The sequence below is a fragment of the Streptomyces sp. DSM 116793 genome (assembly GCF_057320905.1).
Map to the genome: position 1 here is coordinate 7129110 of NZ_CM170494.1, position 16281 is coordinate 7145390.

General features: G+C 73.9%; 11 protein-coding genes and 1 pseudogene. 6 read left to right on the plus strand and 6 right to left on the minus strand.

Annotated elements, in window-relative coordinates; all coding sequences use genetic code 11:
• Positions 1-31 precede the first annotated feature (31 nt).
• On the minus strand, positions 32-5017 hold the full coding sequence (locus ACSMXW_RS28015) for an ATP-dependent helicase (protein ID WP_485800313.1): 4986 nt from the start codon (positions 5015-5017) through the stop codon (positions 32-34).
• Between the two features lie 286 nt (positions 5018-5303).
• Here ACSMXW_RS28015 and ACSMXW_RS28020 point away from each other — a divergent pair.
• A pseudogene (locus ACSMXW_RS28020) lies at positions 5304-5441 on the plus strand (AzlD domain-containing protein); the annotation flags it as partial.
• Between the two features lie 51 nt (positions 5442-5492).
• Here ACSMXW_RS28020 and ACSMXW_RS28025 read toward each other — a convergent pair.
• Entirely contained in the window at positions 5493-6545 is a 1053-nt protein-coding gene (locus ACSMXW_RS28025; protein WP_485800315.1) for a hypothetical protein, read from the minus strand.
• 78 nt (positions 6546-6623) lie between these two features.
• Between ACSMXW_RS28025 and ACSMXW_RS28030 the strand changes: the two genes are divergently transcribed.
• The 4 genes from ACSMXW_RS28030 (at position 6624) to recX (ending at position 10495) form a co-directional block, all read left to right on the plus strand.
• Positions 6624-6818 carry a DUF3046 domain-containing protein gene (locus ACSMXW_RS28030; protein WP_485800316.1) on the plus strand — a complete coding sequence of 65 codons (195 nt, stop codon included), beginning with the start codon at positions 6624-6626 and terminating at the stop codon, positions 6816-6818.
• 105 nt (positions 6819-6923) lie between these two features.
• The gene (locus ACSMXW_RS28035) at positions 6924-8270 is read left to right on the plus strand and encodes an AI-2E family transporter (RefSeq protein WP_485800317.1); all 1347 of its coding nucleotides are present in this window, start codon (positions 6924-6926) and stop codon (positions 8268-8270) included.
• A gap of 452 nt (positions 8271-8722) precedes the next feature.
• Positions 8723-9847: a recombinase RecA gene (gene recA, locus ACSMXW_RS28040; protein WP_485800318.1), complete on the plus strand. Its 1125-nt coding sequence runs from the start codon at positions 8723-8725 to the stop codon at positions 9845-9847.
• Between the two features lie 3 nt (positions 9848-9850).
• A complete protein-coding gene (gene recX / locus ACSMXW_RS28045; RefSeq protein ID WP_485800319.1) occupies positions 9851-10495 on the plus strand; it encodes a recombination regulator RecX in 645 nt (214 codons plus the stop codon).
• Positions 10496-10605: 110 nt separating this feature from the next.
• Here recX and ACSMXW_RS28050 read toward each other — a convergent pair whose 3' ends face one another.
• The gene (locus ACSMXW_RS28050; protein ID WP_485800320.1) at positions 10606-11064 is read right to left on the minus strand and encodes a nuclear transport factor 2 family protein; all 459 of its coding nucleotides are present in this window, start codon (positions 11062-11064) and stop codon (positions 10606-10608) included.
• 97 nt (positions 11065-11161) lie between these two features.
• Between ACSMXW_RS28050 and ACSMXW_RS28055 the strand changes: the two genes are divergently transcribed.
• Entirely contained in the window at positions 11162-11752 is a 591-nt protein-coding gene (locus ACSMXW_RS28055) for a TetR/AcrR family transcriptional regulator (protein ID WP_485800322.1), read from the plus strand.
• Positions 11753-12942: 1190 nt separating this feature from the next.
• Here the strand turns inward: ACSMXW_RS28055 and ACSMXW_RS28060 are convergent.
• The 3 genes from ACSMXW_RS28060 to ACSMXW_RS28070 form a co-directional block, all read right to left on the minus strand.
• Entirely contained in the window at positions 12943-13353 is a 411-nt protein-coding gene (locus ACSMXW_RS28060) for a rhodanese-like domain-containing protein (protein ID WP_485800324.1), read from the minus strand.
• Positions 13350-13904: a cupin domain-containing protein gene (locus tag ACSMXW_RS28065; RefSeq protein ID WP_485800326.1), complete on the minus strand. Its 555-nt coding sequence runs from the start codon at positions 13902-13904 to the stop codon at positions 13350-13352. The genes ACSMXW_RS28060 and ACSMXW_RS28065 overlap by 4 nt, the downstream gene beginning before the upstream one ends.
• Positions 13905-14565: 661 nt before the next feature.
• The gene (locus ACSMXW_RS28070; protein WP_485800328.1) at positions 14566-16191 is read right to left on the minus strand and encodes an FAD-dependent monooxygenase; all 1626 of its coding nucleotides are present in this window, start codon (positions 16189-16191) and stop codon (positions 14566-14568) included.
• Positions 16192-16281 lie beyond the last annotated feature (90 nt).

A 16281-nucleotide genomic window follows, 5' to 3' on the forward strand; every position in this document is an offset into this window, starting at 1 on the left:
CGGGACAGACTGCCGACCCCAGGGCCGCGGGTTACGCCCGCAACCGCAGCCCCCTCGGATTCGCATGGAACCCCGCAGACTCCAGAAGTCCGCCCAACGGCGACGTAAGCGAGCCCTCACCGTTGATCCGCTCCACCGTCACCGTCCCCAGCCTGCCCGCCCGGGCCGCCGCGGCCAGCGCCTCCGCCGCGGCGCCAAGCCGGCCGTCCTCAGCGGACAGCGCCGCATCCGGCTGCTCGGGCCAGGCCAGCAGTGTCCTGCCGCCCCGCTCCATGTACAGCGTCAGCTCGCCGTCGACCAGGACGACCAGGGAGCCCGCCTTGCGCCCCGGCTTGTGCCCCGCGCCGGCCGGCGGCTCCGGCCACGGCAGAGCCGCCCCGTAGGCGTTCGCCGGATCCGCCGCGGCCAGCACCACGGCACGCGGCGCGCCACGTGCCCGAGTGCGCCCGCCGAGGCCCCGGGCGCCGCCCGCCACGCCCGAGCGCCCCTCGCCATGGCCGCGGTATCCGCCGGGGCCGTCGTACCCGCCGTACCCACCCGACGCGTCACCGTCGCCGTCGGAGAAGTCCTCGAAGCCACCGGAGGCACCACGCACGCCCTGGAGGCTCCGCGGCCCTTCGAAGTGAGGGACCGGCCCCCCGGAGCGCCCGGAGGCGCCGGGTGCCCCTTCGGCGCCGGGCACGCCGAACCCCTCGGCCCACTCCACGGCCGCCTCGAAGCCCCCGTCGGCCCCGGACGGGGTACCCGGGGCACCCGGGGCCGAGGCGCCCGGAGGCGGCGGCAGTGTCTCGCCCCGGTCGCGGGCGTTCGCCACGGCCCGCAGCCGGTCCACCGCGCCGTCCATGGCGAACTGGGCCGCCCCCAGCCCCTCGACGACATAGCCCCGCCTGGCCTGCCCGCTCTCCTCGAAGGCGGACAGTACGCGGTAGACCGCGGAGAAGCCGCCTTCCACGCCCTCGGCGGCCACCGCGCCCCGCGTCACCACACCATGCCGGTCGAGCAGCGTACGGGCCAGGGCGTGCGCGCGGACCGTGGCGTCGGTCTCCCGCTCCGGCAGCAGCGACCAGCGGCCCGCGACGGTGGGCGGGCCGTTGCGGGACGTGGCGCGGGACGTCGTCAGCGTCCCGAAGCGGCCGCGCGGGACGGCGCGCTTGGCGCGGTGCGCGGTGGCCCCCGCGGTGCGGCCCGAGCCCAGCAGGGCGCGCAGTGGGCCGAGGGTGTCGTTGGTCAGCCGCCCCGACCATGTCAGCTCCCAGATCGCGTCGGCGAGCTGGGGATCGGTGACATCGGGGTGGGTGGTGGCGCGTATCTGGTCGGCGATCTGCCGGAAGAACAGCCCGTAGCCCCCGGAGAGCACGTCCAGGACGGCCTGGTGCAGCGCAGTCAGCTCCAGGGGATGCGGAGGCGGCAGGAGGACGGGCGCGGCATCGGCCAGGTAGAGACCGATCCAGCCGTCCTTGCCGGGCAGCGCCCCCGCACCGGCCCACACGACCTCGCCGGCGGCCGTCAGCTCGTCCAGCATGGCCGGCGTGTAGTCGGCGACCCGGGACGGCAGCACCAGCCGCTCCAGGGCCGAGGCGGGCACCGATGCACCCTGCACCTGCTCGATGGCCCGCACCAGGCCGTCGATGCCGCGCAGCCCGTGCCCGCCGAGCTGCTGCCACTGCGGCAGGAACTGCGCGAGCGCGGCGGGCGGCACCGGCTCCAGCTCGTGCCGCAGGGCCGCCAGGGACCGGCGGCGCAGCCTGCGCAGCACCGCGGCGTCGCACCACTCCTGGCCGACGCCGGCCGGGTGGAACTCGCCCTGGACGAGGCGCCCGCTCGCCGTCAGGCGGTTCAGCTCGCCGTCGGTGACCGCGGCGCCGAGCCCGAACCGGGCGGCGGCCGCAGCGGAGGTGAACGGCCCATGGGTGCGCGCATAGCGCGCGAGGAGGTCTCCCAGGGGGTCCCGCACCGGCTCCGTGAACGCCTCGGGGACCCCGACGGGCAGCGCGGTGCCCAGCGCGTCCCTGAGCCGGCCCGCGTCCTCCACGGCGGCCCAGTGCTCCGTGCCCGCGATACGCACCCGGATGGCGCGGCGGGCGGCAGCCAGCCCGTCGATCCACTCCGGCTGCCCGCCGCGCTCGGCGATCTCCGCGCCGGTGAGCGGCCCGAGCACGCGCAGCAGGTCGGCGACCCCCTCCGCGTCCTTCACCCGCCGGTCCTCGGTCAGCCACTGCAACTCACGCTCCAGCTCGGCCAGCACATCGGCGTCGAGCAGTTCGCGCAGCTCGGCCTGCCCCAGCAGCTCGGCGAGGAGCCTGGAGTCCAGCGACAGCGCGGCGGCCCGGCGCTCGGCGAGCGGGGAGTCGCCCTCGTACAGGAACTGCGCCACGTACCCGAACAGCAGCGACCGCGCGAAGGGGGACGGCTCCTGGGTGGTGACCTCCACGAGGCGCACCTTGCGGGACTCGATGTCGCCCATCAGCTCGGCGAGACCCGGGACGTCGAAGACGTCCTGGAGGCATTCGCGGACCGCCTCCAGGACGATCGGGAACGAGCCGAACTCGCTGGCCACCTCGAGGAGCTGCGCCGCGCGCTGGCGCTGCTGCCACAGCGGAGTGCGCCGGCCGGGATTGCGGCGCGGCAGCAGCAGCGCCCGCGCGGCGCACTCGCGGAACCGGGAGGCGAACAGGGCCGAGCCGCCGACCTGGTCGGTCACGATCCCGTCGACCTCGCTCTTGTCGAAGACGACGTCCGAGCCGCCCACGGGTGCCTGGTTCGCGTCGTACTCCGTACCGGGGCGCGCCGGGTCCTGGTCGAGCAGGTCCAGGCCCATCAGGTCGGCGTCGGGCAGCCGCAGCACGAGGCCGTCGTCCGCGTGCATGACCTGGGCGTCCATGCCGTACCGCTCGGCGAGCCGGGCTCCCAGCGCGAGCGCCCACGGGGCGTGCACCTGGGCTCCGAACGGGGAGTGGACGACGACCCGCCAGTCGCCCAGCTCGTCGCGGAACCGCTCCACCACGATCGTCCGGTCGTCCGGGACATGGCCGCAGGCCTGGCGCTGCTCGTCCAGGTAGCCGAGGACGTTGTCCGAGGCCCAGGCGTCCAGGCCGGCGGCCAGCAGCCGCAGGCGGGCGTCGTCCCTGGGCAGCGCGCTCACCTCGCGCAGGAAGGCCCCCAGCGCCCGGCCCAGCTCCAGCGGGCGGCCGAGCTGGTCGCCCTTCCAGAACGGCAGCCTGCCGGGCACCCCGGGCGCGGGGGAGACCAGCACGCGGTCCCGGGTGATGTCCTCGATGCGCCAGGACGTGGTGCCCAGGGTGAACACGTCGCCGACCCGCGACTCGTACACCATCTCCTCGTCCAGCTCACCGACGCGTCCGCCGCCCTTCTTGGGGTCGGCCCCGGCGAGGAACACCCCGAAGAGGCCCCGGTCCGGGATCGTGCCGCCCGAGGTGACCGCGAGCCGCTGCGCCCCCGGACGGCCGGTGACGGTGCCCGCGACCCGGTCCCACACCACCCGCGGCCGCAGCTCCGCGAAGGCGTCCGAGGGGTAGCGGCCGGCGAGCATGTCCAGGACGGCGGTGAAGGCGGACTCCGGGAGCGAGGAGAAGGGCGCCGCCCTGCGCACCAGGGCCAGCAGGTCGTCCACCTGCCAGGTGTCCATGGAGGTCATGGCGACGAGCTGCTGCGCCAGCACGTCCAGCGGGTTGGCCGGGACGCGCAGCGCCTCGATCGCGCCGGCGCGCATCCGCTCGGTGACCACGGCGGCCTGCACCAGGTCGCCGCGGTACTTGGGGAAGACGACGCCGGTGGAGACGGCGCCCACCTGGTGGCCGGCGCGACCGACGCGCTGCAGCCCCGACGCCACCGACGGGGGCGACTCCACCTGCACGACGAGGTCGACCGCGCCCATGTCGATGCCCAGCTCCAAGCTGGAGGTGGCCACGACGGCGGGCAGCCGGCCCGCCTTCAGGTCCTCCTCCACCTGGGCGCGCTGCTCCTTGGAGACCGAGCCGTGGTGGGCGCGCGCGATGACCGCAGGGGCGCCGTGGGCGGCGCCGGAGCCGCCCATGAGCTGGGCCGGGGAGTGCGCCTCCTCCAGGGGCTCCCCGGTGGCGCGCTCGTACGCGATCTCGTTCAGCCTGTTGCACAGGCGCTCCGCCAGGCGCCGGGAATTGGCGAACACGATCGTGGACCTGTGCGCCTGGACCAGGTCGGCGATCCGCTCCTCGACATGCGGCCAGATCGAGGGCCGGTCCGCGGCCCGGTCGTCGGTCGCGGGGGAGCCGCCGAGCTCGCCGAGGTCCTCCACGGGGACGACCACGGACAGGTCGAACTCCTTGCCCGAGGGCGGCTGGACGATCTCCGCCCTGCGGCGTGGCGAGAGGTACCGCGCGATCTCGTCCACCGGGCGCACCGTCGCGGACAGGCCGATGCGCCGCGCCGGCTTCGGCAGCAGCGCGTCGAGGCGTTCCAGGGACAGTGCGAGGTGCGCCCCGCGCTTGGTGCCGGCGACCGCGTGCACCTCGTCGAGGATCACCGTCTCGATGCCGGTCAGAGCCTCGCGGGTGGCCGACGTCAGCATCAGGAACAGCGACTCCGGGGTGGTGATCAGGATGTCGGGCGGGCGGGTGGACAGCGCGCGCCGCTCGGCCGCGGGGGTGTCACCGGAACGGATGCCGACCCGCACCTCGGGCTCGGGCCGGCCCAGGCGCACGGCCTCCTGGCGGATGCCCGTCAGCGGGCTGCGCAGATTCCGCTCCACGTCGACGGCGAGCGCCTTCAGGGGCGAGACGTACAGCACACGGCAGCGCTTCTTCGGGTCCGCGGGCGGCGGGGCCGACGCCAGCTGGTCGAGCGCGGCGAGGAAGGCGGCCAGCGTCTTGCCGGAGCCGGTCGGAGCGACGACCAGCACGTCGGAGCCCGCTCCGATGGCCCGCCACGCGCCGGCCTGGGCCGCGGTGGGCGCGGAGAAGGCCCCCGTGAACCAGCCGCGGGTCGCGGGGGAGAAGCCGTCGAGAGGGTCGTGCGCCATGCCCCCATCGTGCACCCGACCACTGACATGGCGCGTGACCTGCGCAGACGCCTGAGTGAGACGGGCATGGGCCGGGGCGGAATCGGACCGTACGCGGGCCGGGCGGTGACGGCGCACAGAGCCCGTGCGGCGCTACGCTCGGGGCCCAGCCCGCAGGCCCAGCCCGCAGGCCCAGCCCGCCGGGCACACAGACACATGGCCATCACGACGCACCGAGGGACGAACGTCGAACAGCACCCGGATCGCCGTCGTGGTCACCGCGGCCGGCCGCTACGCGGTGAAGCTCATGGGCCTCGTGGTGCCGGCCGGCGTACTGGAGCGGCCGCTCGTCGGACGGCTCGCTGCCCTGCTCCCCGTGACCCTGCCCGCCGCGCCCACCGCCGAGCAGGCGCGCGCCGACGGACGCCCCCTCGTCCTCGACGCCGGGACACGGGCCCGGCCCCGCCCGCGGCGGAGCCGGGCACGGGAGAGGTGCTCAGCCGATGACGCGTCCGTACGCCCGCAGGGTGCGCAGGGCCTCGATCGTCAGCCCAGGTCGTCGTTCCAGGCGCTCCACCACCGCGCCCGGGGACCAGCGGCGCTCCGTGCGGGGGCCCGGGCCGCTCGGCAGAAGGGGCCAGCCGCCGTCCTGCTGCTGCTCGCCGGTGAGGAAGTCGAGGGAGCGGTCCATCTCCTCGTCGGTGAACCACGCGCGCGCGAGAGACCGCGGTTCCCGCGCGTAGTCGTGCGGGAAGCGGTGCTCTCCCGCCGCACACCCGGGGGCCACCGGCCAGGTACCGAGCTGCTGCGGGTCCAGCACGGCCAGCCGCTGTTCGCGCACCAGCCGGCCGAGCCGGTCGGCCGCCGCCTGCGCGCGCGGGCGGTCGGGCACGGAGTCCAGGACGGCGATCGCCGCCTCGATCTCGTGCGGCCCGGGCGTCTCCAGGGACTCGATCGCCTGCCAGCAGAAGTCCGTCGCCCTGAACAACCACGCGTGCCAGACGTCGTTGCGGTGCAGCAGGCCCACCACAGGGCCGGTGGTCAGCAGCTCGCCCTGGGCGCTTGCGAAGGGGTGCCGCCCGGGCGGGAACGCGGGCAGCGCGCCGTCGGGGGCCGACACCGCCGTCAGGTAGCGGCCCAGGCGCTCCACCCGCCGGCCGCAGCAGCGCCCGATCGAGTCCAGCACCCGGAGTGCGTAGACGGCGTGCCCCGGCCTGCTCTGCGGTCCCCGCAGCCCCGGGTCCAGCGCGTGCCCGAAGCCCTCGTCCTCGTTCCGGTACGCCGCCAGCGCGGTCTCCACCGCCTCGGCGCCGGCGGCTCCCGCACCGAGGAAGTGGTACGCGAACCGGCGCTGCTCGAGGACCCGGGCGGTCAGCCTGACGAACTCCTCCGCGCGCAGCAGCGCGGACGATGCCGCGGGCGCCGTTCCCCTGGGCCCGGCCGGGACGGCGGAGCGCGCCGGATGCGGCGGGGCCGGGACCACGCCGTGCGGAGAGCACAGCGGCCGGTGCGGTGACGGAGTGTGAGCAGTGGTTCCCGTTTCGGTCATGTTCCGACGGTAGGCCGCAACAGGCCGTCACCGTGGCCGTCCGGCTCGGCTGCACTCCGGGGGCGGGATACTGGTGGCATGCGGTTGACGGTCTTCTGGCAGCGGATGGTGGAGCACTTCGGTGCGGGTTACGCCGACTCCTTTGCCCGTGATCATGTGATGTCCCAGCTCGGCGGGCGTACGGTGCATGAGGCCCTGGACGCGGGCTGGGAGGCCAAGGACGTCTGGCGCGCGGTGTGCGACGCCATGGGCATACCTCCCGAGAAGCGCTGACGACCGCGCTCACCCCGGCGCATCCGCACGTGCCACCACGCGCCCCCCGCTCCGCGGTCCGGGGGCGGCGAAGGACCGACCCCGGCGTACGTGAGACTTGCCTGCGTGGCACCGACAGACGACACCCCACGGGTCGCCCCCGACGACATACCCATGCCCGAAGCCCGAGGTGAGGAAGCCGGTACGGCCGCGCCTCCGGCACCTCCCGCGCCGGGCGGCACGGACGGCCCCGGGTGGCGGGCCCGCCGCGGCCCCCGTATGCCGGGCTGGCTGCCGCGTGCCATGGTGCTCGCCCTCGCCCTCATCGCCTGCTTCCAGTTGGGCAGTTGGGCCTTCCAGCAGCTCGTCGGCCTGCTGATCAACCTCCTGATCGCGTTCTTCCTGGCCCTCGCGGTCGAGCCGGCGGTGAGCTGGATGTCCGCGCACGGCATGCGCCGGGGCCCGGCGACCGGGCTGATGTTCCTCGCGGTCCTGATCGGGGGCGCGGGCTTCGTCACCCTGCTCGGCTCGATCATGGCCGGCCAGATCATCCAGATGGTGGAGGACTTCCCCGGCACGCTCGACTCGTTGATCAACTGGATCAACTCCACCTTCGGGACCGACCTCAGCCGGGTCGAGATCCAGGACAGCCTGTTGCACTCCGACTGGCTCCAGTCGTACGTACGCAACAGCGCGAGCGGCGTGCTCGACGTCTCCACCCAGGTGCTCGGCGGCCTCTTCAGGCTCCTGACGATCCTGCTGTTCTCGTTCTACTTCGCCGCCGACGGCCCTCGGCTGCGGCGCGCCCTGTGCTCCGTGCTGCCACCCGCCAGGCAGGCCGAGGTGCTGCGCGCCTGGGAGATCGCGGTCAACAAGACCGGCGGCTACATCTACTCCCGCGGACTCATGGCCCTCGCCTCGGGCCTTGCGCACTACGTGCTGCTGGCGGCGCTCGACGTTCAGTACGCGCCGGTGCTCGCCGTATGGGTCGGTCTCGTCTCGCAGTTCATACCGACGATCGGCACCTACCTGGCGGGCGCCCTGCCCATGCTGCTGGCCTTCGCGGTCAACCCCTGGTACGCGCTGTGGGTGTTCGTCTTCGTCGTGGTCTACCAGCAGTTCGAGAACTACCTGCTGCAGCCCAAGCTCACCGCACGCACCGTCGACCTCCACCCCGCCGTCGCGTTCGGTTCCGTCATCGCGGGCACGGCCCTGCTGGGCGCCGTCGGCGCGCTGATCGCGATTCCCGCGGTGGCCACCCTCCAGGCCTTCCTGGGCGCTTATGTGAAGCGGTACGAGGTCATGGACGACCCGCGAGTCGGGGGCCACCGAGGACGCCGGGGCCCCGCACTGCTGGTACGGCTGCGGCGGCTCCTCGGGGCGCCGCGGCGCAGGGCGGCCGGGCGTGCGCCACGGGCCCGGGCAGGCGCCGGCGCCACCGAACCGGACGCCGCCCCACCCGGAGAGGCGTAGGGCTTCGTGCCCCGCGCCGACGCGCGCGCCCCAAGCTCCCACGGACACGGACCCGACTGCGCCCCCTCGCCCTCGACTGCGCCGCCGACATCGCGTCGCTCCGGCCGCCCTCTCGTCCGCGTGACGGCCCCGCGTGACGGCCCCCGCCGCCCCGCCGCCTCCCCGCCCACGCACGCCGCGCAGGGCCGTGGTGCCACGCCGCGCAAAGCCTCGATGCCGCCGATGGCCGCCGCTGCGAGTACCTTGCAGGCACCGTGTCGCGCTTGACACCAAAATCGAACATCCGTTCTTATGGGGAAGCGGGCCGCACGCAGCCGGGGATTTTCCGCCCGACACCCCCGGGATCTCCGTGAGTTATCCACAGGCCGGGCGGGCGTCGAGGCGCATTGTCAGTGGCAGGCGTTAGCGTCTTGGACGTGAAGCGATCGACTCAAGCAAACCGGGTGGAACCCATGGCAGGAACCGACCGCGAGAAGGCGCTGGACGCCGCCCTCGCACAGATTGAACGGCAATTCGGCAAGGGCGCCGTGATGCGCCTCGGGGAGCGGCCGAACGAGCCCATCGAGGTCATCCCCACCGGGTCGACCGCGCTCGACGTCGCCCTCGGCGTCGGCGGCCTGCCACGCGGGCGCATCGTCGAGGTGTACGGCCCGGAGTCCTCCGGCAAGACCACCCTGACGCTGCACGCCGTGGCCAATGCCCAGAAGGCGGGCGGCCAGGTCGCGTTCGTGGACGCAGAGCACGCCCTCGACCCGGAGTACGCGAAGAAGCTGGGCGTCGACATCGACAACCTGATCCTCTCCCAGCCCGACAACGGCGAGCAGGCGCTGGAGATCACCGACATGCTGGTCCGCTCCGGCGCGCTCGACCTGATCGTGGTCGACTCCGTCGCCGCCCTGGTGCCGCGCGCGGAGATCGAGGGCGAGATGGGCGACTCGCACGTCGGCCTGCAGGCCCGCCTGATGAGCCAGGCACTGCGGAAGATCACCAGCGCGCTCAACCAGTCCAAGACCACCGCGATCTTCATCAACCAGCTCCGCGAGAAGATCGGTGTGATGTTCGGCTCCCCGGAGACCACGACCGGCGGCCGCGCCCTGAAGTTCTACGCATCGGTGCGCATCGACATCCGCCGCATCGAGACCCTGAAGGACGGCACCGAGGCCGTCGGCAACCGCACCCGCGTCAAGGTCGTGAAGAACAAGGTCGCGCCGCCCTTCAAGCAGGCCGAGTTCGACATCCTCTACGGCCAGGGCATCAGCCGCGAGGGCGGACTGATCGACATGGGCGTCGAGCACGGCTTCGTCCGCAAGGCCGGCGCCTGGTACACGTACGAGGGCGACCAGCTCGGCCAGGGCAAGGAGAACGCCCGCAATTTCCTGAAGGACAACCCCGATCTCGCCAACGAGATCGAGAAGAAGATCAAGGAGAAGCTCGGCGTGGGCGTCCGGCCGGAGGCCCCGGCGGCGGAGCCCGGTGCGGACGCCGCGGTCGCAGCCCCCGTCCCGGACGTGTCCAAGGCCGCGCCCGCAGCGGCCGTCAAGGCACCCAAGGCCAAGGCCGCCGCGGCCAAGAGCTAGCCCATGACGCGGCGAACCGACTGGCCGGAGCCCGCGGAGCCGCCCGGCACCACGGCCCGCGGCCACACCACCGGCGGCCCCCGGCCGGTGGCGGACCAGGACCGCGGTGCCTCCTACCCGTCGAGGGCCGGGCAAGAGGCACCGCCAGGGGACCCGGTGGAGCGGGCGAGGGCCATCTGCCTGCGCCTGCTCACCGGGACCCCGCGTACTCGCAAGCAGCTCGCGGACGCCCTCCGCCGCCGCGACATCCCCGATGAGGTGGCGGAGGAGGTCCTGACCAGGTTCGAGGACGTCGGCCTGATCGACGACGCCGCCTTCGCCGGCGCCTGGGTGGAGTCCAGGCACCACGGCCGCGGCCTGGCCAGACGCGCTCTCGCGCAGGAGCTGCGCACCAAGGGCGTGGACACAGCGCTGATCGACGAGGCGGTCGGGCAGCTCGACTCCGAGCGGGAGGAGGCGACGGCCCGGGAGCTGGTCGCCCGAAAGCTCCGAGCCACACGCGGCCTCGACCGCGACAAGCGCCTGCGCCGCCTTGCGGGCATGCTGGCCCGGAAGGGCTATGCGGAGGGGATGGCGCTCCGAGTGGTCCGGCGCGCCCTGGAGGAGGAGGGCGAGGACACGGAGGGGCTGGAGGACGAGCCGCTCTGAGCCGCGGCCCTGGCCGCGGCACGCCACCGGACCCCGGGCTGGTCATGGGTGCGGTACCCCTCGGGCCTGACTCGGTGACGGGCAGGATGGCGGGCCCGAAGACAGCAGCCTCACTGGAGCGGGATCGGCGTCCCGTGCTCGGTCTCCGGGCGCGGGCCGAAGATGCGTCGCTCGCTCTCGCTGATGCGAAGGTCGTTGATGCTGGCCTCGCGGCGCCGCATCAGCCCCTCCTCGGTGAACTCCCACAGCTCGTTGCCGTAGCTGCGCCACCACTGCCCCGACGCGTCGTGGCACTCGTACTGGAAGCGCACGGCGATCCGGTCGCCGCTGAAGCTCCACAACTCCTTGCGGAGGGCGTAGTCGAGCTCGCGCGACCATTTGTCACGCAGAAAGGCGACAATCTCGTCCCGGCCGGTGACGAACCGCTCGCGGTTCCGCCAGACGGAGTCCTCCGTATAGGCGAGGGCGACACGCTCGGGATCGCGGGTGTTCCACGCGTCCTCCGCCGCCTGGACTTTCTGGCGCGCGGTCTGCTCGTCGAACGGCGGGAAGGGAGGCCTGGGCGTCATGAGGGTCCTCTCGTCGGGGGAGGATGGGAGAACGATCGTTCTTCCAGTGGTCGGATAGTCTAGAGAACGGGCGTTCTCAGCGGTAGCAGGAGAGGCTGTGGATGAGGAAGAGGCCCGGATACGGCTGCTGGACACCGCCGAGCAGCTGTTCTACCGGCGGGGGATACAGACGGTCGGCATGGACGAGCTGCGGGCCGCGTCGGGGGTGTCGCTGAAACGGCTGTATCAGTGCTTCGGCTCCAAGCAGGAACTGGTGGAGGCCTACCTGCGGCGCCGTGACGGCCGGTGGCGTGCCGCGCTCTTCGACTATGTGGACCGGAACTCCGCCACGCCTCACGAGCGCCTGCTGGCGGTCTTCGACTGGCTGTACGCCTGGTGCGCCGATCCGGAGTTCCGGGGCTGCGCCTTCATCAATTCGTTCGGCGAGCTGGGCGCCGTCTCGGACGGGGTGACGCGGGCGGCACGTGACCACAAGCAGGCCGTGCACGACCGCATCCTCCGCCTCACTCGTGAGCTGCGGGTGGCGGATCCGGCGGCGCTGGCGGCGCAGCTGCTGCTGTTGGTCGACGGGGCGATCACCACGGCCGCGATCAGCGGTGATCCGGAGGCGGCCCGGCACGCACGGCACGCGGCACAGACGCTGATCGCGGCCGCCACCACGGCGGCGAGCGCGGCTTCGGTGACATAGGGCTGCCCCGGGTCCTGTCGTCAGCACCCGCTCGCAGTCGTGGTCGCGGCGGCGGCCGGGGGAATCACCCCGGGCGCCGACCGGGACGGTGGGGAAAACCACAGGGAAACTCTGCAGGCTGCCGCAATGTGGAAGGACGGGGGCAGCGGCGACCGTAGACGCATGGCATCCGACATCCTTCCTCCGCCGCCTGGGCCCCGTCCGCCGCCTGGGCCCGATGCACCTCGGGCGTCCGCGCCGGCCATCCCCATGGCCCTCGTCCCGGCCCCTTTCGCCCCCCTCGCGCTCACCCCGGCCGAACCGCCGAGCACACCCGCGCGCCCCCAGCGCGGCAGCCGGCCGCAGGGCGACACATCCGCGACCGGTAGATCCACCACCGGCGGGCTCACCACCGGGGGACCGAGCACAGACGCGCCCACCCCCGGTGGTGGGGGGTTCGCTGAAGGCTCCGGTGCGGGTCCTGGAGAGGTGGACACCGCTGGTGGCTCCGGTGCAGGCCGCGGAGGAGCGGACGCTACCGTGCGCCCCGGCACGGCCATCAGGTGGCCCGGGGCCGCGTCATGATGCTGTGCTACGCCTTGCGGACCGTCCGGGCCCGATGGGCCGACTTCGCCGGCGCCTTCCTCGCCCTGAGGCGTGCCGCCGCCCTCATCACCGCCTGCGGCACCCTCCTGGAGACGGGCCTGCACGGCGCCATCCGCACCGAGCGCTACGCGGCGGTCCCCGTGAGCGTCTTGGCCGACCAGAGCGTTCATCAGACCACCGTCGAGCACGGCAGGACCAAGCGGAAGGCCAAGCCGCTGGCGGAGCGCACATGGCTCCCCGGCAGCGTGGCCCGGAAGGTGCGCGCCATGCCCGGCGTAGCCGCGTCGTCCCCGAAGCCACCCTCCTCGCCCAGCCGTCGAGGGGCGCCGACCCACCTGGACGAGCACCGCCGCCGTCAGCGGAACCGCCGGCGATCATCTCCCTCTGGAGCCGGGCAGCACGCTCAAGCTCACCCTTGGAGACGGCACCCCGGCCACGCCGACCGTCCCCGCCGTCCACAGCACAGGCCTCGGCTTCGGGGACATGGCGCTGTCCCACGACCTGGTGGCCCGCCATGTCGACGATCCCCGCCTGTCACAGCTCAGGGGCCGTCACGGCGTCGGTGGCCGTCACGAGCGCGGTGGCCGGTCACCGCGCGGCGGTCGTCATGGTGTGGCGGCCGTCACCGGGAGTCCCGCCGCCCGCCATGCCTGGAACCCACCCACCAGATCGGTCGCCCGGTGCAGCCCGAGCTGCCGCAGGGACGCCGCTGCCAGGCTGGACGCGTAGCCCTCATTGCAGATCACCACGATCCGCAGGTCATGACCGGTGGCCTCGGGCAGACGGTGGCTGCCGAGCGGGTCGAGGCGCCACTCCAGCTCATTGCGCTCGACGACCAGCGCGCCGGGGATCAGTCCGTCCCGGTCCCGCAGCGCCGCATATCGGATGTCCACCAGCAGTGCGTCACCGGACAGCGCCGCGGCATGGGCGTCCGCGGCCTCGATGCGGTCGAGGCCGGAGCGCACCCGCTCCAGGTGGTCGTCGATCGAGACGGGGACCGGGCCGGCGGCAGTCACTGCCAGTCCTCGGGGCGCTCGACCTGCTCCAGCCTGAGGACCTGGTCGGTGCGGCTGTAGCGGCGGATCTGCGGCAGCGGCGGGTAGTAGGCGTGTACGGAGACGGCGTGCTCGGTGGTGGACTCGTTGAAGACCTCGTGCACATGGTGCCTGCCGAACGCGCGGCCCTGACCCGAGGTCAGCCGCCGGGTGCGGTCGACACCCTCGGTGAGCTCCAGGGTCTTCCAGCCGTCCGTGGGGAGGCGGGCGGCGAGGGAGTTCTCGATCAGCTCACCGGAGGCGGTGAGGAAGGCGCCGACCGAGTCGGCGTGGTCGTGCCAGCCGGTGCCGGTGCCTGGAGGCCAGCCGATGAGCCAGGCCTCGCTGCCCGCCGGGCCCTCGAGGCGCACCCAGGTGCGGCCCTCAGGGTCGAGCGGCAGGGAGGCGATCAGCTCGGAGTCCTCGGCGGTGCGGCGCACGAAGTCGAGGAGGTCGGCGGCCGTCGGCGGCTGGGCTGGGGCTTCGCCGTCGGTGCCGCGGGCAGGGGAGGCTGCGGAAGCGGGAAGAGACATGAGATCCGTCCGGAGAGTTCGCTGGACCACGCACGCCCCGGATACGGAGCCATGCGGGAGACGCGTGATGCGTGAAGAGGGAGAGGCGAATTCAGGCGGACGTGAGACAGACGCAGCCGACATAACGAACGAGGTCCATGTGGACCCTGCGCCACAGACGCACAGCGGTGTCGGTCATGGACCGGAGTACACCATGCGCGAGACCGCAGGTCAACCGAGCCGTGAAGGGCGAGCGGAGGGCAGGGGGACACGTCGGAAAAAGGCGGCGCACGAGCCTTTCGGACGCCGGCGCGCACGCCCCCGGCGTGCTCCCGCGGTCCCTGAGACCGTCGCTTCCGGCCGTCGTCCGCATCGTCGTCGTGCCCCGGCGCCCGCCGCCGGCGTCCGTACGTCATCGTCCGTACGTCGTCGTCCGCGCCCGATCTGCGTCGAGAGTCCGCGCACCACGCGATCAGCGACCACCGGCCGGCGCAGCCTGCGGCCCCGGAAGCGGCGGGGGATGGGCGTACCTCCCAGGCCTGAAGGCAGTGGGGGAGCGAGCAACCACGCTGCGCCTGCGGCGGGCCCTCGGGACCGGCCCCTTGCGGCCTTGCTGTTGGCCACCGGCCGGTGGGGGCTTGTCGCGCGGTTCTCCGGCGCTCCTTCCGGGGCGCCGCCCCGCTCAGCGTGCCCGCGCCCCCTCGCCGGTCCTACCGCCGCCGTCCTCGGCCTGTCCTGTGGCCGCGTCCCGAAGGGAGCCGCCCAGGGCCGCCTCCGCAGCCGTGTGCAGCGCTGTGGGATGTACGCCCCCGAAGGCGGCCACGAGATGTCCGTCCGGGCGGACCAGCAGCACCGTGTGTGCCGCCGCGCCCGGATAACTCTCTGCGACGAGGAGCTCCGCCGGATACGGCAGTGCGTTCACGGCAGCCGCGAGCCGGGGCATGATCCCCGCGCTCACCCAGTGCTTGCGCGCCCACACCTCCGTGCCCGGCGCGACCAGCACGACCACCAGGCGGCCCAGGCCCAGCCGGCCCCGCAGCCGCACGAAGGCGCCGTCCTCCGCGGTCACCTGGACGTCGGCGACGAGCGAGCCCGGTGGGGTGGCCGTCTCCACCGCGGCCTCGCTCGGCGGGGGTGCCAGCGGCGAGGCGGCGTAAGTGCCCGGCGCGCCCAGTGTTCCGCTGCCCAGGTGGCCGTCGGTGAGCAGGGCGTCGTGTCCGCGGGCCGTGCCCGGCAGGTGAGCGCGCAGGCCGCCTCCGCCGCGCAGTATCGGCAGCGCCTGGTCGGCGGCGCGCAGCCGGGCGGCGACGATGGCGCGGCGCTCGGCCTGGTAGCTGTCGAGCAGCGCGTCGTGGTGACCGTGATGCCAGGCGTGGGCGAGTTTCCAGGCCAGGTTGTCGGCGTCGCGCAGGCCCTCGTCGACGCCCTGGGTGCCCAGCGCGCCCAGCAGGTGCGCGGCGTCCCCGGCGAGGAAGACCCGACCGGCGCGCCAGCGGCGGGCCAGCCGGTGGTGCACGGTGTGGACCCCGGTGTCCAGCAGCTCGTAGGGCGGGGTGGTGCCCTCGCACCAGCCGGCCAGGGTCTCCCGCACCCGCGCCACCAGGGCGTCGGGCGTCACCAGCTCGCTGCGCGGCGGCAGCAGCCAGTCCAGACGCCAGACCCCGTCGGGCAGCGGCCGGGCCGTGACCTCCCGGCCGGCCAGCCGCCAGGGCGGCATGCGGTGCAGTACGGCCTCGCCGTGCCAGGGGAGTTCGGCACGCAGCGCGGCGACGGCATGGCGCTCCACGCCGGTGCGCCCCGGGAAGCGGATGTCCAGCAGTTTCCGCACCGTCGAGCGGGCCCCGTCGCAGCCCACGAGATGGCTGCCGCGCCACCAGGTGCCGCGTGGGCCACGAGTGTGGGCGGTGACGCCCGTCGCCTCCTGCTCGACGGAGTCGAGGCGGCTCTCCGTGGCGATCTTCACCAGGTGCGCCGCGTCGGCCGCCTCGCGCAGGGCCGCGGTCAGGGTGTGCTGGGCGATGTGCAGTGGGGCGGGCCGCCCGGGACCGAAGGCGACCTCGCGCATCACCTGCTTGCGCCGTAAAGACCGCCAACCGGTCCAGTGGAGACCGGGGCCGGCGAGCCGGGTGCCCGTCAGCCGCTCGGCCAGCGCGGCCGTGTCGTCGTGCAGCACGACCGTGCGCGCCGGCCTCGGCTCGGATTTGCCGGTGCCCTCGTCGAGCACCACGGAGGGCACCCCCTGCCGGGCCAGGCCCAGTGCGAGCGCGAGCCCGACGGGCCCGGCGCCCACGATGATCACCGGGTCCACGGCGTGGCGCTCCCTGCCCGGTGGGGAGTCCTGAGCCTCGTGAGGAGAGGTGCTGCTGGACAGGGAGGTACAGGGTGCGCGATCACAGAA

Bases quoted from the DNA above. Each gene is read 5' to 3' on its own strand.
- ACSMXW_RS28025 (WP_485800315.1), bottom strand. From the start codon at position 6,545: ATGACCGAAACGGGAACCACTGCTCACACTCCGTCACCGCACCGGCCG.
- ACSMXW_RS28030 (WP_485800316.1), top strand. From the start codon at position 6,624: ATGCGGTTGACGGTCTTCTGGCAGCGGATGGTGGAGCACTTCGGTGCG.
- ACSMXW_RS28015 (WP_485800313.1), bottom strand. From the start codon at position 5,017: ATGGCGCACGACCCTCTCGACGGCTTCTCCCCCGCGACCCGCGGCTGG.
- ACSMXW_RS28065 (WP_485800326.1), bottom strand. From the start codon at position 13,904: ATGTCTCTTCCCGCTTCCGCAGCCTCCCCTGCCCGCGGCACCGACGGC.
- recX (WP_485800319.1), top strand. From the start codon at position 9,851: ATGACGCGGCGAACCGACTGGCCGGAGCCCGCGGAGCCGCCCGGCACC.
- ACSMXW_RS28050 (WP_485800320.1), bottom strand. From the start codon at position 11,064: ATGACGCCCAGGCCTCCCTTCCCGCCGTTCGACGAGCAGACCGCGCGC.
- recA (WP_485800318.1), top strand. From the start codon at position 8,723: ATGGCAGGAACCGACCGCGAGAAGGCGCTGGACGCCGCCCTCGCACAG.